This is a genomic window from Ruegeria sp. R14_0 (assembly GCF_017743975.1).
Taxonomy (GTDB): domain Bacteria; phylum Pseudomonadota; class Alphaproteobacteria; order Rhodobacterales; family Rhodobacteraceae; genus Ruegeria.
In genome coordinates, this window is the sequence record NZ_JAGHRC010000006.1 from 98,171 (window position 1) to 120,952 (window position 22,782).

At 54.2% G+C, this 22,782-nt stretch carries 16 protein-coding genes; 5 read left to right on the forward strand and 11 right to left on the reverse strand.

Going from position 1 to position 22,782, the window contains the following annotated elements; genetic code table 11:
* Positions 1 to 45: 45 nt before the first annotated feature.
* Positions 46 to 858 (reverse strand): alpha/beta hydrolase, encoded by an 813-nt coding sequence (locus tag J7416_RS16680; protein ID WP_247744341.1) that lies wholly within the window; start codon positions 856 to 858, stop codon positions 46 to 48.
* 286 nt (positions 859 to 1,144) lie between these two features.
* On the opposite strand from J7416_RS16680, the gene J7416_RS16685 reads away from it, so the two are divergent.
* The 4 genes from J7416_RS16685 to J7416_RS16700 all read left to right on the forward strand — a co-directional run bounded on the left by J7416_RS16685 (position 1,145) and on the right by J7416_RS16700 (position 7,493).
* Positions 1,145 to 3,376 (forward strand): ATP-binding protein, encoded by a 2,232-nt coding sequence (locus J7416_RS16685; RefSeq protein WP_247744342.1) that lies wholly within the window; start codon positions 1,145 to 1,147, stop codon positions 3,374 to 3,376.
* A complete protein-coding gene (locus J7416_RS16690; protein WP_209226392.1) occupies positions 3,369 to 4,082 on the forward strand; it encodes a response regulator in 714 nt (237 codons plus the stop codon). Before J7416_RS16685 ends, J7416_RS16690 begins: the two co-directional genes overlap by 8 nt.
* Positions 4,083 to 4,713: 631 nt before the next feature.
* On the forward strand, positions 4,714 to 6,381 hold the full coding sequence (locus J7416_RS16695; RefSeq protein WP_209226394.1) for a DUF1963 domain-containing protein: 1,668 nt from the start codon (positions 4,714 to 4,716) through the stop codon (positions 6,379 to 6,381).
* Between the two features lie 467 nt (positions 6,382 to 6,848).
* Positions 6,849 to 7,493, forward strand: a complete 645-nt coding sequence (locus J7416_RS16700; protein ID WP_209226396.1) for a glutathione S-transferase family protein — start codon at positions 6,849 to 6,851, stop codon at positions 7,491 to 7,493.
* On the opposite strand, the gene J7416_RS16705 is transcribed toward J7416_RS16700, so the two are convergent.
* From J7416_RS16705 to J7416_RS16745, 9 genes are all read right to left on the reverse strand, one after another.
* Positions 7,494 to 8,930 (reverse strand): MmgE/PrpD family protein, encoded by a 1,437-nt coding sequence (locus J7416_RS16705; protein ID WP_209226397.1) that lies wholly within the window; start codon positions 8,928 to 8,930, stop codon positions 7,494 to 7,496.
* Positions 8,931 to 8,935: 5 nt separating this feature from the next.
* Positions 8,936 to 10,000, reverse strand: coding sequence for an AbrB family transcriptional regulator (locus tag J7416_RS16710; RefSeq protein ID WP_209226398.1), 1,065 nt, complete (start codon positions 9,998 to 10,000; stop codon positions 8,936 to 8,938).
* On the reverse strand, positions 9,997 to 11,505 hold the full coding sequence (locus J7416_RS16715) for a tripartite tricarboxylate transporter permease (RefSeq protein WP_209226399.1): 1,509 nt from the start codon (positions 11,503 to 11,505) through the stop codon (positions 9,997 to 9,999). The genes J7416_RS16710 and J7416_RS16715 overlap by 4 nt, the downstream gene beginning before the upstream one ends.
* Before the next feature lie 12 nt (positions 11,506 to 11,517).
* On the reverse strand, positions 11,518 to 11,979 hold the full coding sequence (locus J7416_RS16720; protein WP_209226401.1) for a tripartite tricarboxylate transporter TctB family protein: 462 nt from the start codon (positions 11,977 to 11,979) through the stop codon (positions 11,518 to 11,520).
* A gap of 63 nt (positions 11,980 to 12,042) precedes the next feature.
* Positions 12,043 to 12,999 carry a tripartite tricarboxylate transporter substrate binding protein gene (locus J7416_RS16725; protein ID WP_209226402.1) on the reverse strand — a complete coding sequence of 319 codons (957 nt, stop codon included), beginning with the start codon at positions 12,997 to 12,999 and terminating at the stop codon, positions 12,043 to 12,045.
* 122 nt (positions 13,000 to 13,121) lie between these two features.
* Positions 13,122 to 13,805 (reverse strand): FCD domain-containing protein, encoded by a 684-nt coding sequence (locus tag J7416_RS16730; RefSeq protein ID WP_209226404.1) that lies wholly within the window; start codon positions 13,803 to 13,805, stop codon positions 13,122 to 13,124.
* A 312-nt stretch (positions 13,806 to 14,117) separates the two neighbouring features.
* Positions 14,118 to 15,200, reverse strand: coding sequence for a Fic family protein (locus J7416_RS16735; protein WP_209226406.1), 1,083 nt, complete (start codon positions 15,198 to 15,200; stop codon positions 14,118 to 14,120).
* A gap of 966 nt (positions 15,201 to 16,166) precedes the next feature.
* A complete protein-coding gene (locus tag J7416_RS16740; RefSeq protein WP_209226407.1) occupies positions 16,167 to 17,234 on the reverse strand; it encodes a ParB N-terminal domain-containing protein in 1,068 nt (355 codons plus the stop codon).
* Positions 17,227 to 18,612, reverse strand: a complete 1,386-nt coding sequence (locus tag J7416_RS16745) for an AAA family ATPase (RefSeq protein ID WP_209226408.1) — start codon at positions 18,610 to 18,612, stop codon at positions 17,227 to 17,229. The genes J7416_RS16740 and J7416_RS16745 overlap by 8 nt, the downstream gene beginning before the upstream one ends.
* A 579-nt stretch (positions 18,613 to 19,191) precedes the next feature.
* On the opposite strand from J7416_RS16745, the gene J7416_RS16750 reads away from it, so the two are divergent.
* Positions 19,192 to 20,451: a replication initiation protein gene (locus J7416_RS16750; protein ID WP_209226410.1), complete on the forward strand. Its 1,260-nt coding sequence runs from the start codon at positions 19,192 to 19,194 to the stop codon at positions 20,449 to 20,451.
* 18 nt (positions 20,452 to 20,469) lie between these two features.
* On the opposite strand, the gene J7416_RS16755 is transcribed toward J7416_RS16750, so the two are convergent.
* On the reverse strand, positions 20,470 to 22,776 hold the full coding sequence (locus J7416_RS16755; protein ID WP_209226411.1) for a Tex family protein: 2,307 nt from the start codon (positions 22,774 to 22,776) through the stop codon (positions 20,470 to 20,472).
* Between the last annotated feature and the right edge of the window lie 6 nt (positions 22,777 to 22,782).

Here is a 22,782-nt window from a genome sequence, read left to right on the forward strand (position 1 = left end):
TTGCCCAGCAGTTGAATTGAAGGCCGCGTTATCGAATGCGGGCGGTTAAGCAGCTTGCCGTTTGGGCCAGCTGATGTTCACCACGGGCCGCTCAGCGCTGGCCACGTGCTCAAGAATTCTCGAGTTGATCCACTCTGGCTGGAAAACCGGCGCCATATGCCCAAGCTCTGGCAACAGGGCTATCCGCGAATTTGGTAATGCCTTGGCAATCGCCACTGATGCGCGTTGCGCGATCTCCGGAGACTCCAGGCCCGTCATCACCAATGCGGGAACCACAAGTCGTGAAAGCTCGGCCAGGTCCCAGGTTTCCGCAAACCCGTTGGCAAAATCTGTCATGATCGACGTGATCTGCTGCGCAAATCGGGATTGGGCCGCAACGGGCAGCGCATCCCAGAACCCCTCTTCGTTCCAGAAGTCCAGGAAATGACGCATCCCTGCTGCGGCATCACCATCTGCAGCGGCTGCCGTCACCATGCCGGACAACATTTGGATTTGCGCAAACAGTTGTTGGCTGACCTCGTCGCCGTGCTTAAGAAAGTGAAACGCGGCAGGTTCATAGACCGTCAGGCTTTTCACAAGATCAGGACGCATCAGCGCGACCTTGATGGCAATGCCGCCACCGTTGGAATGTCCGACAAGATGTACCGCGCGGCCCAGGGCCTCAATTTCCCCGATCACGGGAACCGCAGAAACAGCAGCTCCTTTCTGAGAGCTGTCACCGACCAAAGGTGCTTTGCCATAGCCGGGCAGATCAAAAGCATGAACCTCGAAGCGATCTTCTAGATCGGTAGCCAGTTGGCTCCATTGCGCGCCGTTCGATGCAGAAGAATGTAACGCGACAATCGGTGCGTTGGTCATATCTGTTGGTCTGAATGAAATAGTCATCGTACTTACCCAATTGCATTTGCTATGGGCACAAACTGACCTTCCATTGTTTCAATGTGATTTCTGAAATCGGGGCTTAATGTTTCAGTTGTAGCTCTGTGAAGTGGGTCACACAGCGCGCTATCCGCTTCGAAGACAAACAGGATTCCCACTAACACTGGAACGAAACCGCGCAGTCTGAAACAATTGAAACACAAGACGCTGATTTTGAAATGGCACTGAAACAATGATATCTTAGAAGATCAGGATGATGACGGACATGGCAAACGATCTCGAAGAAATCGAGAGGGCAAGAGACCTTCTGCGCGACGCCATTGAGTCTCTCAAGGAGGGGTTCGCCCTCTATGATGATGACCGTCGCCTTGTCATGTTTAACCAGCGCTATGCCGAGATGAACAAAGGTATCTCGGACATGCTGAAACCCGGTCTAGATTGGGAAATCCTGATGCGCGAGACAGCGCGCCGGGGTATTTACGCCGACGCCATAGGCAACGAACAGCAGTGGGTTTCGGACAGGTTGGCCAATGGGATCGAGTTCATACAGGACTTTGAACTGACAGAAACTGACGGACGGACGTATCTGGTTTCTGTACACCCAACCAAACTCGGCGGTTTTGTAGTCACACGCGAAGACATCACCGCCCGAAAGCAAGCAGACGTCGAAGAGCGGGACGGCGATCTTTTGATCCGAAAGGTATTGGATGCCAGCTCAGCGATTGTGACGATGGCGCGGATTGGCGACGGACAATTATTGTATCGCACACCCGCCGCCCGGCAGTTGTTCGGCCCCTCCAGGTCAGCGAAAGAGCATTATCTGAACCCGGAAGAGCGCGCGGATTTTATCACGCTGCTCTTGGCCGACGGGCATGTAAATGACTACAAGCTTGATCTGGTGAACGCGCAAGGAAAGACATTTCCCGCCTCAATCTCTTCGCAGTTGATCGATTACAAGGGCGAAGAGGTCATCGTAACCAGCATCATCGATCTCACTGTCCAAAAAGAGGCTGACGCCCTTATCCGCCAAGTTATGGAGGCTTACCCGGTCGCCATTAACATGACGCATGCCGACACGGGCAAAGTGCTTTTCGCCACACCGGAAATCAAGGCGCTGTTCGGAGATAGTGAAAGCTCCAAGTCGTATTATGCTGACCCCAAGGAACGCGATCGGTATCTGAAGGACCTGCGACACGCGGGTTCGCTTAAAGACAGGCGCATGAAATTCATCGACATTAATGGACGAACATTTTGGGGCGCGGATTCTTCGCGCCTTATCCAGTTCAATGGCGAAGAAGTCATCGTCTCTAATACGCGCGATCTGACAGACGAGCTGGCAATTGAAGCCGAGCTTGAAAAGCAGCGACAGTTGGTGTTCCAAAACGAAAAGATGTCCGCCCTTGGAGAGCTACTTGCAGGCGTTGCGCATGAGCTTAACAACCCCCTTTCAGTTGTTGTTGGCCACGCGCTCATGCTGAAAGAAGAGATCAACGACCCCGGTTTGACTGTCAGGATAGAGAAGATAGGTAGCGCCGCAGAACGGTGCGCGAAGATCGTGAAGACTTTTCTGGCAATGGCACGTCAGCAACCCAGCAAGATCGAGCAGGTCGATGTGCCCAGCTTGATCGAAACAGCAGCCGATGTCGCGGGCTATGGCAGTAAATTCGATGAAATCCAGATCACCCTCTCCCTGCCCGCCGATATTCCCCCAATTGCCGGGGACGCTGATCAGCTGACGCAAGTCATCCTCAACCTGATTATCAATGCCGAGCAGGCCATGACCTCAACCAACACTGGCGACCAGATCACGATATCAGCCGAAAACAAGCCGAACACAGAAATGGTAGAGATTACGGTCAAGGATAATGGACCCGGAATCCCCAAAGCCATTCGCCCCCGCATATTTGAACCGTTTTTCACCACGAAAGAAGTCGGCGACGGGACCGGGATCGGATTGGCGTTCTGTCATCGCATTGTCCTGTCTCACGGTGGCCAGATCAGGTTGGACCAGACCGATAACACCGGTACTTGCTTTCGGATTTTCCTACCCGTGGCAGTGCCGCAGATAGATGACAATGATGAGCCGATCGAAACCCCTTCGTCCCCTGTTAAGCAACGTGTCTTGGTCGTGGATGATGAGGTGGAAGTGGGTGAGTTGAACGCTGAAATCCTTAGAAGAGAAGGGTTTCACGTCGATTTCGTCTCGTCCGGTCAAGAGGCACTGCACCACCTGCAGGCTGCCAAATACGATGTATTTCTGAGTGATCTGAATATGCCGGGTGTTGACGGACGCAAAATTTACGAAGCGTTGGTAACGCGTTTCCCCGATATGCTGACACGCACGGCGTATATTACCGGTGACACGATGGGAGAAAACTCGCTGGGTCTACTCAAAGAGTCCGATCTTCCTTTCCTGGAAAAACCTGTCTCACCCTCAGAGCTCAGAGCGCTTGTCGGAAGGCTGCTCACCGGCCAGGAAGACGAAACTGATGGATGATCAAAAGGCGCATATCCTGGTTTGCGATGATGAGATTGACGTGCGCGAAATGCTTCAGGAATACCTGAACAAACGCGGCTATAAGGTCTCGGCAGCCTCAGGCGGTGGAGAACTTCGCGCCATCGTTTCAGCCCAAACTGTGGATGCCATAATCATGGACATCAACATGCCAAAGGAAGATGGCCTTTCCATTCTCAGATCTCTTCGCCCCGAAAACGCGACGCCGGTGATCATGCTCACGGCGGCGGGCGATGTTGTGGATCGGATTATCGGCTTAGAAATGGGGGCCGACGATTATCTGGGCAAACCCGTCGACCTTCGAGAGCTTGAGGCCCGGATCAAGGCAGTCCTGCGTCGCAGCGCCATCAATGAAACGGCATCCGTCGCAACCGCTGACAATGATGGAGCGCGTTTCGGGGACTATACGTTGGACAAAAAAGCCGCGAAGCTGCTTGCCCTGGACGGGTCCGAGGTCCAGCTGACTGCGATGGAATACAGTTTGCTCAAGGTGTTTTCAGATAACAAAGGACGCGTGTTGAATCGGGACCAGCTTTTGGAACAAGCGCATGACCGGTCGTGGGACCCCTTTGACCGCAGTATCGACATACGGATATCCAGATTGCGCCGAAAACTCGAAACCAACCCCGAAAAGCCGGAAATCATCAGAACCGTTCGCGGAATTGGATACTTGTACGATCCAAAGTAAACTTGGTTGTCGATCTCAAATTTAAGCTGTTCAACTCCGTTCAGCGAGTGGTTGGCCCGCGATCCGATTGTTTGCTGACAACGTAGCGAACGACCCATTGCTGCAACCTATTTTTGGTCACTCTTGGCAACACTGTCGGCGGGGTGGGAGGAGTGGCCTTGGCCTATTGGTTTGCATTTCTTGGCAGTAACAAACAGTAAAAGCCGGGTTTCGAGGATACCCTCCCGATACAGTCAAGGCGACTGTCATTGCGCCGAGTGATAACGGCAAAGTGATCTTTGGCGACGAGACGGACAACCACCGCATTCGCCCTCGTCCCGATACTTTCCTAAATGTGTTCGAACCGCGAGGCAGCGTCCGGGCATTTCAGCGGCGTAGGAATGTTGTGACCCAACACTAAGTGCGGCGTATCACAGCTCGGCACTTTAAGGGCCGCCGGCTCGTCTTTGTAAAAACCACTTTGTGAGCATTGCAGTCATTGGAACATCACGCAGAACGGCCCAAAGGAGACATTCAGAGTACCGTGCGGATGCCGCATCGGCAGCCCGCATTACCGCCATTCGCTGCATGAGCCAATCCAGAAGCCTCTCCAACTCATCTTGCACGGACTAAAGCATTGGATCGTTGCATATTGAGCAGCGAAGTATTGGGCAAAATCCGATCCCATTTGGCATATGTACAACAGGCACCTTTAGCGGATTGGTTGATCGCTGGATTTCACCCTTCGGTTGAAACTAGGGTGCCGTATTGTATCAGCAATCGGGTATGGAAAATGCAGCGTCTTTATCAGCTCATTCAATATGTTGCACCAATCGTTGGGCTTGCGGGCATCACAATGATTATCATCGGTGTTCAAGGGGCACCGCGGAACTGGACGCTGGTCCAGCAAAGCCTACCACTCGTGATTTTAGCACTTGTTTTCCGGCCACAGCGTGGCCATCCAATGTACGATCTAATGGGCATGCAGGGCCGCTCTCGCAGGCCAGCAGTAAAGCCTGAAGACACTCCCGAAGCAAAAGAAGCCAAGGCTTTTCTTGCCGAGGTTATGGAACAGAACTTGGCCGTTTTGGCGCACGAGCCAGGTGATTTGGCGCACCATACCGCACCCGCAAAATTGGTTCCGCTACTGCCTGGAGCTAAAGAGCGAAGCCGAAGCTGGATTGGGGGTGCCCCTATGCTGCCTGAAGATATGGAATGGCCCCAGGTTAACAGCCTACCGATGCTGTTTGTTGCACAGGTTGCGCTTGATGAGCTGCCTGAGGGCATCTGGGGCGGTTTGGCGCCGCGCGATGGCTGGCTGGCTTTCTTTATGCCGTCAGAAGGGCGTGTAGATGATGACTCCCGCGTCTTTCACCTGACCGGCCCGGTTGAGCCGCGTGATTGGCCGGACGTGCCCCATTCTTTCTATTTTGGTACAAGCGGCGACAAAGCACGGGAGGCTCTGGCGGCGGTGGGATTCTCTGTTGCCCCGCATCCTCCGCGCTTTCCAGTGGCTGTCCAGCGCCATGAAGGGTCGACGGAAAGAAGGCGCTCGGTCGAAGCCGATGACAATCAGCGCTTTGCCATCCAGGAAGACTATGATCCTCGGTCTTTGATATATCGTCCATTCGACACCATCAGCGCCCGTGGCTTTGTTGCCAGCCTGCTGGCCGGTCAGCATCAAGCATTGAAAATTCTGGCCGGAGACATCGAACGAACAGAGCGCAATCTGCAAAAAAGTGAAAACGCAGAGGACCAGGCGGAAATGCGGAAAAGCCTTGCGAACGATCAGCAGGAACGTGCAACCCGCGACGCGGCAGTCGCCGCTCTTGAGGACGTCCATAGCAGGCTTGTGGCAAGACCGGACAGTTTGCTGGACACGGGCGCGACAGACGCTTTGATTGCCGAACTCGACCAGATTGAAATTCGCCGCCCCCAAAGAACCGATGACGGGACTAAATGGATATCACACTCTGTAATCGACGAGTTTTGGGCGCGTTCAGTCAGCCGAGAAGTCTTCGAAATACAGCTGCAAGAAGCCATGCGCACACACCCCGAGCGCGTATCCGATTCAACAAGGGCTCGCTATGAAAGGCTCTGGCGTTTTGACCAAGAACACCAATACGCCACTATGGGAGGTCCCGTGCATAGCGGCTTCATCTACTCGCGCGCGCGCAATCCCGCCTTTCTTTTGGAGGTTCCCTCAAGTGATCTTGTGGGCTGGATGTTTGGCGATGTCGCAAGCCTTGGTATGTTCATTGATCCAAGTGACATGAAGGCTGGCCGCTGGGACAAAGCCTGGGGTGATATTCTCAACTGAGAACAACCAGGTGAAGTTTGCCTGTGTAGTGTTGCATTGATCGGGTTTCAAAATACTTGCTGTTGTTTGTCGCTCAGCGCTCGTCAATATCAACTCATTTCGAGTTGGAGCCAATGCGGAATTTCCCCATCCGATTGCGCTTGACCGTTGAGGGCGGCCCAGAGCCGACATTGAACAATGCCTGGAAACACTGCATTCGCAGCCCGCAAACCTGCATTTCGCCGAGCGCGTTAATTCAAGGCTCAACTGAATTTGCAGATCACACAACAACACTGGGTTTCGACTCTTGGTAAAAAGACCCACCGATGATTGTTCAAAGCGGGATATGGTGGCGCCGATCTGTATACTGTAGTCGGTCGTTGTTCACCTCCAAACAGGCTTTGCCGCGCTATGGCCCAACGTCATTGGCCTGCCTTTTTAGCAACAAGCAGTATCTATGTACGGCGCAATCAAGATGAGAATATGCGATGTTGACTATCTACGGCAGGACAACCTCCAGCAATGTGCAGGCCGCTATGTGGTTGGTCGCTGAACTGGGCATCGATTTCAAAAGATATGACGTGGGTGGCGAATTCGGCGGCAATCGGGAGCCTCAGTTTCTGGCGAAGAACCCGATGGGCCGGGTGCCAGTGATCGAAGACAAACACGTCACTCTTTTTGAGAGTCAGGCTATCTTGCGCTATCTCGCGGCAAAGCATAGGGCAACAGACCTGTGGCCCGAGAGGCCCGCCCAACGGGCGCCTATTGATCAATGGATGGAATGGTCCAAAGTGAATGTGGCTCCTGTTCTAATCTATAAAGTTTTTTGGCAACTTGTGCGCACCAACAAGGCGTACCGGGACATGGACCGCCTTTCCGAGGGTATTGAGGAGTTGCAAATGCTGATGCCAATCGCCGAGGCCCAGATAAAACGCCACGGATGGTTGGCGGGTCCTAAGATGTCCCTTGCCGACATCTCTTTTGGCACGCAACTATTTCGCTACTTTACAGTCCCGTTCGATCGATCGGACTTACCGGCCTTGCGCGCCTACTACGACCGGTTGTGCACGCGCCCGGCTTACGCCGAGCACGTGATGGTATCCTACGAGTCGTTGCGAGTCCCGGGCGCTTGATCACCCTTCGGAGGTCATTAAAGCGGCCAAGGTTTCTCCGGCATTTTCCAAATTGAGGACGTCCCAAGCTGCGCGTAACAAGCTATCTTGTTCGGCGTCTGTAAGGACGCCCTCGCAACAGGACCGTGCTTTGGCTTCGACTTCGGCGTCTGTCAGCGGGTTTTCCGGTCCGCCGCGATAGCGCTCGTCCGCCCAGCCGGCGATCTCACGTCCATCTTTCAAACGGATAGTAATGCGTGACCGCATTTTGTCGAAACCTTGTGCTTCGATTTCAGGATCCAACTCGGTCCGGACCCGACGCTGCATCTCTTGCATCGGGTCTGAGCCAACAAATGCGTCCGAGAACTCGATCTTGCCCGCTTTACGGGCCAAAGCGATCATCGACAGCGCTGCTGGCAGCGAGAATTTTGCCTGCAAGTGATTTGACGCAATTGGATAGCGGATGGGTTTGAGGATATTGGTGCCTGCGTAGACAGTTACCGTGTCGATATCTTCGGGTTTGATATCCGCATCCGTGACAAGGCGCAGCATCAGATCAATCGTTGGGTGTGTCAGCACTCCGCACGGATAGGGTTTGATTGACACGCCGGGTTCAACAATGGTCCAGGTTCTGCCAAAACCCTGCGAGATTTTCTCTGGGCTTGCACCACCACCCTGTACAGCCATGAAACCCCACGGACCATCCAGAGCTTGCGGATCGGCCGTATAGCCGCGCGCGGCCAAAAGGGCGGCCGTGATCCCGTTTTCGGCGGCGCGCCCCACATGCAGTGGCTTGGTCATAGTGCCGAAATTGCAGCGGATACCGGCGGCAAAGCTGGCTGCAATTCCAAACCCGTGGCGCAAGGCGTCGCCTTCAAGACCCAATAGTTTCGCGGCAGTTGCATATGCTCCGAAGTGTCCGACTGTGCCGCTGGAGTGCATGCCTTGCATGTAGTGTTGTGGCAGCATCCATTCCGAGATTTTGCACTCCACTTCGAAACCGGTGAGAAACGCCAGCATGAAGTCCTTGCCAGACACATCGCCCAGCTTCTGTGACATAACAATAGCGGCAGTAAGCGGGGGAATGGTTGGATGCGTGAGTAGGCCATAGATGTGAGCCGGATCGACGCTGACCTGACTGTCATCCCAGTCGTGGGCGTGACCTGCCGTGCCCAATACCCGCGCTGCCATTGGCGCCGGAACCTTGGCGTTGCGCCCCAACAGCAGAGCATCCTCACGCCCGCCGTAGTCCAACGCCTCATCAACAAGAATATCTATGGTGTGCTCTTCGGAGCCCGCAACATAAAGGCCAACGCCGTCCACAAGACAGCGCGTGCCGATGCGCAAAGCCTCTTCGGGGATGTCTTCAAAACGAACCGTTTCGACGAATTCTGCGGCTTCGGCCGTGATGTTGGTATCCTGCGGCATTTCTGCAAATGCGTTTTGCACAGCTGACATGGGTGTCATCCTTTCGGGGTAAGGGAAGTATTTGATTTTGATAGGACAGTACGCCAGACGACTCCGGCGCTTGCGTTAACCAAGACAGCACGAACCGCCTGAAACGCGGCGACTAGCGCGACGTTCTGACCCAGTACCTTTGAAGTCAGAACCATTTCTGCCATTCCGCCGATCGAGAAACAGAGGACGAGCGTTGGCAGGCTTATGGGTGTAACAAGGCTCGCAGTCGCGGCGGCAATGGCCATGCCCACCATGATGACGAGAAGAACGGGAAAACCGACAGCCAGCGCCCGGGGTACGGAAGAGAGGCGATCGCGCCGAAACCTTGCACCTAGCGAGACACCGACAAGAACTTGCACGCCAGCCATAAGGGGCGCAGGCATCCGTCCACTTGAAAAGCCCAAGGATGAAAGCAACCCGACCGCAACCAACGCGCCAAGCAACCATGCCGCAGGTAATCCGAGTTGGGTGGCGGCCCATCCACCCGTCACCCCGACGAGCAAGACCAAAGCCAGAGGGGACCAGCTTAGCGTCGCTGCGTCGTTCACAGTTTTGATTGACGAAGGGAAGGCAGCATACAGCGCCAAGGGCAAAAGACCCACGACCATTGCTACACGCACCGCATGTAACGACGCGACAATGGTCCGATCGGCACCATGGGTTTCGCCCACATTGGCCATTTCGATCACCCCGCCGGGCAACAGCGAAAAAAATGCTGTGCTGCGGTCCATCCGCCCAATGCGTGCAAGAAGCGGTGTCATAAGCACCGCGGCCGCAATACCCAAGCAAGCGGCAACAAACATCACAGGCGCCCAGACCAGTAACACTGCCGCAACATCCGGGGTGATGGATAGCCCGACGCCAGCCCCCAATGCTGCCAGCGAAACGCTATAAAGCGGTTTTGGAACAACGACCTCGACATTGCACATGGCAAAGCAACCGGTGACCACCGCCGCACCCATGAGCCAGCCGAGCGGGAGGCCAAGTGCCTCCCACAGGCTGCCCCCGAGCGCGGCGGGCAACAGAGCCAGTAGAAAGCCCTTGGTTATGCCGAGATCGTTCCGGGTCACTCGTTCAGGTCTCTGTACACGGGCGCATCCGCGCGACGGCGACCTTTCAGCCAGTTGCTGAGCGGTGACGACGCGATACTGAGGATAGCCAGCGCAAAGAAGAACAGCGCGATCGGCCGCGTAAGGAACTGACCCATGTCCTGGTCGAACAGGATCATGGACTGGGCCAGAGAGTTCTCGACCAGATGCCCCAGCACGAGTCCCATAATGATCGGCGCGGGTGAGAACCCGGCGCGGTTCAGGAAGTATCCGACCAGACCGGCGACCAGCATGATGTAAACGTCGCTCATAGACTGTCCGACACCGTAGGCACCAACCACGCAGAGGCAAAACACTGTTGGCCAGAGGAACTGGCGCGGGATCAGCGAGATGCGCGAGAAATGCTTGGCACCAATTAGGCCGAACCCGAGGAACACGAAGTTCGCGATCAGCATTGCGAAGAAGATCGCATAGAGCAGGTTCGGTTGGTTCTCGAACAGGTACGGACCGGGGCGCAGGCCGTGGATCTGTAGACCGCCCAGAATGACCGCTGCTGTTGCCGAGCCCGGAATTCCGAGCGCCAGCGTCGGCACCATCGCTCCACCGGTCGCTGCGTTGTTTGCGGCCTCAGGACCGGCAACGCCTTCGATCTCACCTTTGCCGAAATTGTCCTTGTTCTTTGACCAACGCTTGGCCTCGTTATAACCCATCATCGCAGCGACAGTTGAGCCTTCAGCAGGAAGAATACCCACAAACGTCCCCAGACCGGAGCTGCGCAGTATGGTCTTCCACACCCGCTTGAAGTCATCGATTGTCGGCAGTTTCAGCGCAGACATGCTGAACCGTTCCAGCGGCGTATCCTTTTGCCCCGCCTGATCCAGCAGTTCGGCCATGGCAAACAGACCAATCAGAACGGGGATAAAGCTGATGCCTTCGTAAAGCTGGGGCACCCCGAAGGTGAACCTCTCGACACCGGTGGTCAGGTCAACGCCAACGGTGGCAAGCAGAACGCCAAAGGCGCCACCGATCAGGTTTTTGACTGCAGATTTGCCGCTGATCGACGCCAGCATCGACAAGCCAAACACGGTCAGCGCGAAATACTCTGGTGGACCAAACCGATAGGCAATCGTTGCCAGCGCAGGCGCAGCCAGGATCAGTACGATCAAAGAGAAAATACCGCCTGCAACACTTGCAACGGCCGCCATGCCGAGCGCCTTGCCTGCCTCACCATTCTTGGCCAGCGGATACCCGTCGAACGCGGTCGCCGCCGCAGGCGGTGCACCCGGCGCATTGATGAGGATCGCTGTGATGCTTCCGCCGAACGTTCCGGCACAGTAAAGCGCAGCAAGCATTGCGATTGCAGGGATTGGCTCCAGATAGATGGTAAATGGTAGCAGCAAAGCGACTGCCATTGAGCTCGACAATCCCGGAAGGGCGCCGACCAGAACACCTACGATTGTCCCTACCATGATCAGTAGCAGGGTCGTGGGCTGAATGATTTCAAGAAATCCGCCAAGAACGTCCATGTTTTCCTCCCTTCAAAGCCCAAGAGCCGCGAGCGGGCCCATGGGCAAACGCAGGCCAAGCAGCATTTTGAAGACCACGTAGATTGCGACCGGCACGCCGACGGCAAAAGCGACAATCGCGCCGTAGTTTCGCGCGCCCCACATCACCGGCAGAACCAGGCAAACGCAGAAGAACACCAGCGGCACACCAAGGGTTGGGAACAGGATGGCTGCCAAGCCAAGCACAGTCGCCGTTGCCGGCATTTGCCAGGGCGGCACTTCGCCCAGGGCCTCACCGCCATTTGCAAGACTTTGCAGGATCATGATGACGGTCAGAACAGCAATCACACCAAGGATCAGGCGCGGCATATGCGTTGCGGGCATGCCCTGCGCCATACCAAGAGGGTCCGTGTCAAAGGTGGTCGTGACCCACCAAAGGATTGCCGACAGAACGAGGATCAGCCCGCCTGCGACAAGGTCGCGAGAGAGTTTCATGGGGTTCCTTTCCACTGGAACGAGTGACCGTCCGCCAGAGCGGCGGACGGTCGGGAGGAGGCCTTACTTGCGCAGGCCCAGCTCTTCGAGGGTCGCGTAGATGTTGTCGTACATCTCACGGATCTGGGCATCCCAGACCTCAGAGCCTGCAACTGAGCCCGCATCGAGGCCAATGCCTTCCAGGTAGGCCTGGTACGTGCCGTGCTCCATGCCTTTGATCAGCTTCTCTTCAAGCATAGTCGCCCGATCTTCGGGGGTGTCTGCCATCACAATGACGCCCCGTACTGTCGAGAAATTGACGCCATCGATGCCAAGCTCGGCCATAGTCGGCGTATCTGGCAGAACGCCCAGACGCTCCTGCGCCATGATCGCCAGCGGAACGAAATCACCAGATTCGATTCCATCGACGGCCTCACCATAATTCAGGCCAGCAGCTTGAATGTTCTTGCCCATCAGGTTCGTAATCATGGCACCACCGCCATCAAAGGGAACGTAAGCCACCTTCGCACCTGATTTGTTAGCGAAGGTCATCGCGGCGATGTGGTCAATGCCGCCAGCTTGAGTTCCGCCCCATTTGATGGGCGAGGACTTGGATGCCTCAATCAACTGCTCAAGGCTCTCAATACCTGTGTCTTTGTTTACGACTACAATGATCGGGTCATCCGTCGAACGGGCGATCCCCTTGATGTCGTCTATGCCAATCGGCGCGCGGCCCCGGGCCATAGTAATCAGATGTGTGGGGGTAATCGCCATCAAGGTGTGACCATCAGATGGCTTGCCTGAGGCATAACTCATGGCGACGGCACCTCCGCCCCCTTTCTTGATCTGCACAAAGGCATCCACACCAAGTTCTTTACGCGCACGAATTAGCATCGTCCGCGCGGTCGTGTCTGTCCCGCCTCCTGCAGATGCGTGAGTTACAACCTCAATCGGCTGTGACGGATATTCCTCTGCCGCCGACGATGTAGCAAGCGCCGCCACGATCATCGCACCAGCAGCGATACGAGAAAGTGTTTTCATGGTGTCCTCCCATTGATTTCGACCAGCCGGATACGGCCGCTAACTTCAGTGGGTATCATTGCCGACTGTAAACTGTCAACAGTTTTCAATTATGGATCTCAACCATGGCGTCTCGGAGAACTTTAAAGAGACGCGATCAGACGCGTAAGGCCGTTGGAAACATGCTCGCGCAGTGCGTTGTTTGCCGCAGAAGCATCACGTTGTGTCAGCGCGGCGACAATTTTTTTATGTTCGGCATTTGAAACCTGAAGGTTACCTTCCTGAACAAGTCCACGTCTTCGCAACAAGTGAAGCTGGTTGACAATTTTCCGGTAGGTATCTTCAAGCGAACTATTTCGGGCCGCGATCACCAGAGCATCGTGGAACTGCAGATTCAGTTTGTAATAGTCCGCCGTATCGCCCTTATCCGCCGCCGTCTGCATCTGATCCACAAGACCACTTAATTTTGCAATTTCAGCATCATCTGCGCGCTTAACGATCAATTCTCCGGCAAGCCCGGCAATGGCTCCTCGAAGCTCATACAGATCTCGTGCTTCATCCAGAGATACTTCACGCACATACATGCCTCGGTTGACCTTACTGGTCAGAAGCCCTGCCTGTTCAAGACTTCTGCACGCTTCACGGATCGGCCCACGGCTTATTCCGAGACGTTCGGCCAGCGTACTTTCATTGATCCTGTCACCCGCAACCAACTCTCCGGACACGATCATTTCTTCGATAGCATCAACGGCAATAGAGGTAATGGTATTCGCTTTCCGTTGACTGATTGCTTGGGTGGCAGAATTTGTTGATGTTGAACTTCTCATAGCAATAAATGTGTTCCTTCAACCGTTAACTGTCAACAGTAAGCGCGACCAACTTGAAATTGGAACCGGTTCAACATTGGACCCCATAATTCGTCTCTCGCGGATATTCATAACTCGAAGCGGCGTGTCTTTGCGCTTTGGTGACTTTGGCACCCGAATGTAAATGACCGCTATAACAGATTGGCGAGATTGCTCTCGCAGATGCAGCGAACTTCCGCTTCCCACCCTTCGTGCAAAAATCATCCAACGCCTCTCAGCCTCTTCCAACTTCGCATTGAGACTAGTTGCTCCAGAAACTCTGCAATGCCCTTTCTAATAGTTCAACCAATAGACCGTCGAACGCCCGCCTGCCTTAGACCGTTTCAACGCGCCCAGTGCTTCCATTGAGCGTAAGTCTCTGGTCGCAGTGGCTGTCGAGGCACCGCTGATCTTGCGGAATGCCTTGGCGCTGATGCCTAAGTCAACGCGCGCGGGGCCTTGTTCGAATAACTTGCGCACGACATGTTCCTGCCGTGCATTGAGCAGCTGAGTGAACCGCAAAAAGAACCGGTTGCGTCTCAAGACAAATTGCGCTTCTTCCCTGGCAAAAACCGACGCATTTTCTAACGTTTGTAAAAACCAAACTATGAATTCGGTTGCGTCGATGCCCCCCCTGCCCTCTTTCCGGCCTGCCTGTAGAGCGTGATAATACGCTTTCTTATCTCGCTCGACCTGACGTGAAAACGAAAAAGACAATGCACATTGCTGGGCAAAAACAAATTCAATCAGCGCCCGGCCAATTCGTCCGTTTCCATCAGAGAATGGGTGGATGGATTCGAACCAAAGATGCGCCAGCGCTGCCTTTATTGGCACTGGTGTTCCCCGATCTTGCGCCAGCCAGGACAGAAACACATTCATTTCCTGCTCCAGACGATCGGGCGGTGGTGCTTTGTACAACACATCATTGGATCCCACGACTGCTGAGCGGACGATTTCCAGATCGAAACGACGCCAGCGACCCAAATCTTCCAGTTCAATGCCAAAGAACAACAACCGATGCCAATCGAACAGTGTGTTCGCCTCTAGGGGTCCCATCGTTGAGCGCGCAGCCGCCATCAACTCGGCGACCGCATCAGATCGGCGCGTAATTTCCCGCCTGTCGCGGTGCTTCAAAGACGCAACAATCGATGCCTGGATTTCGGTTTCGTTCAAGGGCACGCCTTCGATTCCAAAAGACGACATGACCTCTTGGGCGATTTGCGAAAGATGAAACTCCTCCCGGTCAGTATTCGGAAGCCCATCAATGAGGCCGGTGATTTCACCGACCTTTTGGGAGGATGTCGCCAAGTAAGGTTCTACCCGCTCACGGTCATAAGTGAACTTGGGCCAGTACTTTGATTGCCAAACTTGTGCCATGAGGAGATTAGTAAGCACATTCCAATCAATATTACCACAATTTTGATCTGAACAATAGGTTAATTCAGGTCATCCGCGGCTAGGGTATCGTCCGCGAACCGAGGCGATTCCACTTCGAGACCGAAAGGATCGCGGAATTGAAAGTACGTAGGCCGCCGCTCCGAACTACAGAATGGACAGCATGTGGCAACGGCTCGAAGGTGTTGTTGATCTCCAAAACAACGGTTTGTCGTGCACAAAACCTTGCATGCCCGCATGTTTGATAGCGTGGCCCTTCACATACATCCCAATGCCGGATGTGTCACTTGGACGGTGCCATTAGTGTCACCGGGCCCGCTGCCCTGTCAGCCTCGGTCAAATGTGGGAACCAACTGGACCAAAGCTTGGGATCGCGCCTGTGCAAAATGGGGTGCACCTGGGTCCAAGCATCCGCGCTGCTCGAATCGGGCGCAGGTGGTTTTGCCGAGCGAAAAAGTCTATGAAACCACTGCGCCGTTATTAACTTTGTGTTTGGATACTGGTAAGCAATTTGCCCCGATTTTGGCGGGCAGATCGCTGATGCCTGTGATATTCTCCAGTAGTTGGACAGTTTTACAGGCGACCCAGGTTTCAGCACCTGTCGCCTTTGTTTGGGCAGCCTTTCAAGGAAATCATGTTTCAACCTGTTTGCTGACAATTCGACGGGAACAAACGCCAGATAATGCATGTTCGTCAATCGGCCCAAGTGGTTTGCAACACATCCTTAGTCGGCAAAACTGCCCACTAATTTCACTGATGCCCGGCCATCTGAAAAGTTTACTAACGAGCCCTGATCCAAGTGCCTCAAGAGCCCGAACGTTTCCACAGAACAACGTGATAATCGTATAATGATCATTATACTGCTGAAATGCGCATTGCATGATGATGGCGGTTTTGGCTTTTTTGTAGTGCTGTTGCCTTCCTACTTTTTGTAAGGTTCTTCCCATGCTAATTCAGGTGCTTTGCGAGTTGCCTCAACAGTTCATTTGCATCCTCTTCAGATAGCCCTGGTAGTTGGACTCTAATTCGAACTTCGTCCGGTGAAAGTTCACCATGCAAAACCCCACCCCCGTCCAGTTTAACTGGCTTAAGTGGTTTGACCTGCTGTGGGCGGCCTCCTCGTACCTTCTTGGCATGGGGTTGAGGGGAAGCCTTCATCGCATCCTCCAAAACAGCCCACTCCGTCTTTGGGTCGAATACATCTGCCTCAGCGAGGGCCTCTCGTAGTTTCGTTTGTGCTCCTCCTCGCAACGCTGCCGCAAGTTTCAATCCGGCCTTTTCGGAGAGCGCCACAGGGTGCTGCAACAGGTCACCCAGCGCTTCGTGAACCATGGCAAAGCTGCGCACCTTCGAACGTTTGGCTTTCGATGCAGCCGCGAAAAGCACGTCCACGGCGGCTTCTGTCGAATCGAATATCCCCTGCCCTACTGCCAGCACGGCAATACGCCCACGCTCATATGGGCTTAGGTTGGAGCGCAGTTCGTTTTCCTCGACCATCGAAACGTAAGCGCCCTGCCCCGATCCGGCTTCTCGGACGAAAGCTGGAATCGACAAAAATCGCTGATCGGTTTGAGCAAGTCGACGGAACGCATCCAGGCGCCTGAAACCTGAGATCAGACCAAAACCTTCGCCATTCCGTGTCACTTCAATTGGCGTCCTAAGCCCATGGACTCGCAGCGATTCAAGGAGTTCGGCCATCGCTTCTTCGTCTTCGACCATTCGATCTCGACGGATGTATTCTGCATCAATTTGATCTAACGGCAGCATCTCGGCGACAAGACCCGCGCTCTGAGCATCCCGCCACAGCGCAGCATCATTTTGGTCTTTGGCCAGCGCGACGCGATCTGTGACCGTCGTCATGCCATTCAACGAAGCCGCCTCGGCCGCCACCTGCGCAATCGGCGGAGCGGACGCTGTCGCATCAAATGGATTGAGTGAGGGTTTCGCCGCGAAACCGGCCTCCAGTTCCTCTAGCTTGGCCGTGTCGGGTGTTGCTAACCTTCTGCGTTTAGCCATCTGCCTGTCCTCCAACTTGGGTATCACGCCACCAGCAGCCAATTAGAACCTCTTTGAACTCGGCATATGTCCGGTCAAAAGTTTCCCGGCCGCGTACATAGGTTTCGCGATTAAAATCTCTGTAGTCGGCTTCGTAAATTCCATTCACTTGCTCACCCGCCTGCCCAACGAGAGCCGTGAAATCCTGTCGGTACGCATTCATGAAATCACCGAAATAGGCCTGGATGACATTTGCCATGTCCGTTTGCTGGCTGGCGTCGAACCGCGTGATAATCGCACGGACCACGTCCCATTCGAACTTCAGCTCAGGAAGACCGGCGGCCCTTTGCGCGGCGTTCTCGCCATCTTCGATACTTGCAAACGTAGTGTAGAGCATGTCGAAAAACCGACCGGTTGAGTCAAATTCAAGGAAGGACGCACCGAGGGGGACCAAAAGAATATCTGCCGCTGCCAGAGCATTGATCGTTAGGTACCCAAGAGCAGGAGGAGTATCGAGAAAGACAACATCGTAGTCGTTCAATACACCACTTTCTTCTAAGAAGTTTGTTAGCCCATCCCACAAGGGCCAACTTCGCAAGCCCATCCGCCAGACGGGGATCTGAAATTCAGCCCAATACAAATTCAATTGCGCACCAATCAAATCAATGTTGGGCCAATGCGTTTTTTGAATAACGTCACTCGGGGCTATTTTCAGCGCCTCTTCCAGTGTCTCATCGAGTGGAATTTCAGGCTGTCCGTTCACCTGCCGTATGTGGTTTTCCTCACGCACCGCTTGCGCGTAATCTTTGGCAATAAGAGGGAATACGGTTTGCCATTCATCCGCCACTGAACCTCCAAGTATCGAAGTCATCGATCCCTGGCTGTCCAGATCGATAACGAGGACCTTGTACCCATCCAAGGCCGAGGACATCGCAAGGTGCGCAGCTGTCGAGGTCTTTCCAACTCCACCTTTGAAATTCGCGACCGATACAACCTTTGCCGGCAAACCCTCGGGTCGATATGGCACGTATTCTTTAGTGCTGACACCTTCTGCTGCGAAGTGTTTTCTAAGAACCAAAACGTCTTCCAGCGTAAACCACTTTGACCCGGCCTCGCCTTCACCCTGTGGCAATTCCGGATTGGCCTTTAAAACGCGTCGCAAGTGTGCGGGAGCGACCGGAATAAGGTACTTTGTGATTTCCCAAATTGAAAAGCGGCGCAGACGTTTTTCACCGTCAGGCGCATAACCTCGGCGAGCAAGGTCCTCTCTTCCTTTGGCGCAGAATGCAGCGGCTTTCGCGAATCGTGATGTGCCAATAGGATCGGGAAGCTTTTTTGCTGCACTCTCTGGATCTAGATTTAGATAAGGGGGCAGGGAAGGTGGGGTTGTCTTATTCACTGTCGGTGCCTCAGGTAATGTTCGCCTTGCCGGCGTATATTCGGCAATGTAGCGAACATTTTTGTCCAAAGCTATCCTTAGATATGTGGTTTTCCACAAAAATAGGAAAGGTGCTCGGTTTCGCCACGAAACTTCACGAATTCAAAGAAAAGTAGACAACAAACTAGTTTGATTCTTTTTATCTGTTTAGATTCTTTGATGGCCAATAATAACATAATAACAGTATGTTACATGAAGTTAGGTACCTGTATTCGGTAGCATTGGCACCCGAACACGGTACCAAAGGAACCCAAATGCAGGGGCAGAGGTCCCAGAATCCGGGAACAAGGGAACCGATTCTCGGTTTGTGTAAATTCCGAGGAAAACAGACCCTAAATCGAAGACCGTTAGGCGACTGGGCGGGGTTGGAACTTCCGAGTCGAATCCGAAATAGGGGCATTCTGGGGATAACTTGGGTTGGCGCGCATTAAGGTACCCAAATCCGGGATGTGGGCAAACCTGTATTTGGGTACCCAATTCACATTGCATGGCGGGTACCTTTCGTGCCAACAATAGTGAAAAGAGCAGTCAGGCAGAATCATGCCAGAACCAAAAACCAATATGGAGAATCTCTCAGGCGCATTGCGTCGTGAGACCGTCAAAAAGAATGTCGCCGCGATTCACATCAGTGGCAAGCTGTCGCTGTTGCAGCGAAAGCTATCCAATGTTCTCTTGCTCAATGCTTACGATGCGCTCACGTCGGCGCAGACTCATACAATCGACGCGCGCACCCTAGCGATGATGGTTGGTTATAACTCGAACGATTTTGATACGCTGCGCTCGAGCTTGCGCGCGCTTGCTGAAACAGTCGCCGAATGGGATATGTTGGATGAACAGGGTCGTCAGGAGTGGGGTGTTTCGTCTCTATTGAGTTTTGCCAAGCTGAAGAATGGGGTCTGTGAATATGCCTACTCTCCCGCGCTGGCGCAAAAGCTCTATGACCCCAAGATTTACGCCCTAATAAATGTGCAGATTCAACGGAATTTCAGTTCCGGCCACGGTTTGGCGCTTTATGAAAACTGTTATCGCTTTGTCAGAACAGGGTCCACGGGTTGGTGGGCGCTGGATGTTTTTCGCAAGCTTATGGGCGTCGATGGAAGCGACTATTACGCTAGTTTTAAGCATCTCAATGCCAAAATCATCAAGCCTGCCGTTGCCGAGGTGAACAAAAGCTCGGACATTCTTATTGAACCGGAATTTCAGAAGAAAGGTCGTACCGTCACAGACATCCGCTTTCTGATCAAAGGGAATCCTCAAAAGGCGATGTTCGAAATTGACGACGAAAGGGGCGTTCGCAACCTCGAAACGTACAAGACGCTGCGCAAGCAAGGCGTTTCCGACAGATTGGCGCGTCAGTGGATTTCCGAGCATGGCGAAGACTATGTGCGAGAAAAGCTCGACTATGTCAGTGCTAAAGACGGCGTTAAGTCGACGGTTGGATTTCTCTCAGCGGCGTTACGCGATGATTATCGGTCGGCAGAAAAGGAACCGCCACCACAACCAAGTCCAGAGGCAATTAAGGCTGCGAAAATCAGAACAGCAGAGCAGGAAAGGCAAGACAGGGAATACGAGGCTCGAGCAGCAGAAAGAACAGAGCGCTCCAGAAAGCTCGCGATTGTGGAAGAAGTGGTTTCGCGGCGAAACCCAACTCAAAGAGACGCTGACAAAAGGTTGTTTATGTCCAGCCTCGACAACGATCTCGACCGAGAGCATTTTCGAGCGCATGGCTGGCGCTCGGGGCTGAACGCAACCAAGATTTTTGATTTCTGGGAGGAATTGGAACCAGACGCGTTTACCTAAGTTCTAATACTTCACGGCTCAACGCCGCTTCATAGCATCGCTCAAGGCATCTCCTATCGCGCTATTGCGTGCATTTTTGCCTTTTTTTGCGTATTGCGCATCTTTTCCTTTTGATCCGAAAGGACGCTTCTGTCGCGCTTTGAGTGCTCTATCTTGTTGCGCCGACGCCCCTCCATCTTTTCGCATAGTTAAGCCGATGCGCTTTCGAGGGACATCTACTTCGACAACTGTCACTTTAACGACTTGCCCAGTTTTTACAACGTCATGTGGATCTTTCACAAACCTGTCCGCAAGCTGGCTGACGTGAACTAAACCATCTTGATGCACACCAATGTCGACAAAGGCGCCAAACGCGGCGACGTTCGTGACCGTTCCCTCCAACACCAACCCGGGTTTCAAATCTGTGATGCTTTCAATGCCATCCGTGAAAGATGCGGTTACGAAACTCGGGCGGGGATCGCGGCCTGGCTTCTCCAACTCCGCGAAAATATCCCGCACCGTCGGCAGACCAAAGGTCTCGTCGACAAAATCCTCAGCGCGCAATCTGGTGAGTGCCCCGTCATGCCCCATAATCTTGCGAATGTCCTGACCGCACACGGACACAATCCGTTTCGCAACGCCATAGGCTTCCGGGTGCACCGAAGAAGCGTCTAGCGGTTCTGATCCGTCACGGATTCTCAAAAAGCCCGCGCATTGTTCATAGGCACGCGGACCAAGACGCGCGACTTCCAAAAGCTGATTTCGATTCTGGAAAGCGCCGTTCTGGTCGCGGTGCAAAACGATCGCTTCCGCTAGTCCCGGCCCAAGGCCCGAAACATGCGAGAGTAGGGGGGCGGACGCCGTGTTCAGGTCAACCCCAACCGCGTTTACAACATCTTCGATGACGGATGCGAGTGACTGCGATAGCCGATGTTGATCGACATCATGCTGGTATTGCCCGACACCGATCGACTTGGGTTCGATTTTGACAAGTTCGGCCAAAGGATCCTGCAAACGTCGGGCGATCGAGACAGCCCCACGCAGCGATACATCCAGATCCGGAAACTCCCGTGCGGCCAGTTCCGAGGCTGAATAAACCGAGGCCCCCGCCTCTGAAACGACAACCTTAGTCGGTGTTTTGACCGTTTTAGGCAAAAGCTTCAAAGCTTCCCCGACCATTTTCTCCGTCTCACGGCTTGCTGTCCCGTTGCCGATGGCAATCAGTTCAATCTTGTGCGCCGAGATGAGGTTCAGGATGGCAGCTTGCGCGCCACTTACATCGTTTTTGGGCTGAAAGGGGTACAGAGTGTCGGTGGCAACCACCTTTCCTGTAGCGTCAACAACAGCCGCTTTAACACCAGTGCGAATTCCAGGATCCAAACCCAGTGTGGTCCGTGCTCCGGCTGGTGCTGCAAACAATAAGTCTTTGAGATTACGAGAGAAAACGTGAATAGCTTCCTCCTGCGCCCGACTACGGAGGTCCGCCATTAGCTCAACCATCATAGAGAGTGACAGTTTCACCCGCCACGTCCAGCCGGCCACCTTGCGCAGCCATTTGTCGCCTGGCGCGTCACTGCGCGTATGCAGATGAGCCGCCACCATGGCTTCGGCACGCGCGGCCCCTGCTTCTGGTTCAGGGGCGATATCCAGTGTAACGACGCCCTCTTTCGATGCTCGCAACATGGCAAGCGCGCGGTGCGACGGGGTCTTGGCCCAAAGCTCGGCGTGGTCAAAATAGTCGCTGAACTTTGCGCCGTCCTGTTCCTTGCCCTCGATCACTTTGGACGTAAGCAATGCTTCGCGCTGCATGAAGTCCCGCAACTCGCCTAGCAATGCGGCATTTTCGGTCAAACGCTCAGTTATGATGTCGCGTGCGCCGTTCAACGCATCCTTGGTCGTCGGGACGGCATCAGAAACATAAGCGTGTGCCAACGCCTCCGGATCTGCAGACCGGTCCCCCAGGATTGCATCTGATAAAGGTTCCAAGCCGTTTTCACGCGCAATCATCGCCTTGGTACGGCGCTTTGGTTTATAGGGCAGGTAGATGTCTTCCAACTGCGCTTTGGTTTCGGCCTGCGCGATGGATTTCGCCAGCTCATCCGTCAGCTTGCCTTGATCCTTGATCGAGCCAAGGATCGTCTCGCGCCGCGCCTCTAGTTCACGCAGATAGGTCAGTCGATCTGAAAGCGTCCGCAGCTGCGTGTCGTCCAGCCCGCCGGTCACTTCTTTTCTGTACCGTGCTACAAACGGGACAGTGGCCCCTTCGTCCAACAGCTTGACCGCAGCACCGACCTGTTCCGGTCGGGCGTTGATTTCGGTGGCGATGGTGCGGGCGATGCGGTCCAAGGGGGC

Coding starts and splice junctions, on each gene's coding strand:
- J7416_RS16700 (WP_209226396.1), top strand. CDS start 6,849: ATGTTGACTATCTACGGCAGGACAACCTCCAGCAATGTGCAGGCCGCT.
- J7416_RS16690 (WP_209226392.1), top strand. CDS start 3,369: ATGGATGATCAAAAGGCGCATATCCTGGTTTGCGATGATGAGATTGAC.
- J7416_RS16725 (WP_209226402.1), bottom strand. CDS start 12,999: ATGAAAACACTTTCTCGTATCGCTGCTGGTGCGATGATCGTGGCGGCG.
- J7416_RS16680 (WP_247744341.1), bottom strand. CDS start 858: ATGACCAACGCACCGATTGTCGCGTTACATTCTTCTGCATCGAACGGC.
- J7416_RS16740 (WP_209226407.1), bottom strand. CDS start 17,234: ATGGCTAAACGCAGAAGGTTAGCAACACCCGACACGGCCAAGCTAGAG.
- J7416_RS16685 (WP_247744342.1), top strand. CDS start 1,145: ATGGCAAACGATCTCGAAGAAATCGAGAGGGCAAGAGACCTTCTGCGC.
- J7416_RS16730 (WP_209226404.1), bottom strand. CDS start 13,805: ATGAGAAGTTCAACATCAACAAATTCTGCCACCCAAGCAATCAGTCAA.
- J7416_RS16720 (WP_209226401.1), bottom strand. CDS start 11,979: ATGAAACTCTCTCGCGACCTTGTCGCAGGCGGGCTGATCCTCGTTCTG.
- J7416_RS16705 (WP_209226397.1), bottom strand. CDS start 8,930: ATGTCAGCTGTGCAAAACGCATTTGCAGAAATGCCGCAGGATACCAAC.
- J7416_RS16735 (WP_209226406.1), bottom strand. CDS start 15,200: ATGGCACAAGTTTGGCAATCAAAGTACTGGCCCAAGTTCACTTATGAC.
- J7416_RS16750 (WP_209226410.1), top strand. CDS start 19,192: ATGCCAGAACCAAAAACCAATATGGAGAATCTCTCAGGCGCATTGCGT.
- J7416_RS16715 (WP_209226399.1), bottom strand. CDS start 11,505: ATGGACGTTCTTGGCGGATTTCTTGAAATCATTCAGCCCACGACCCTG.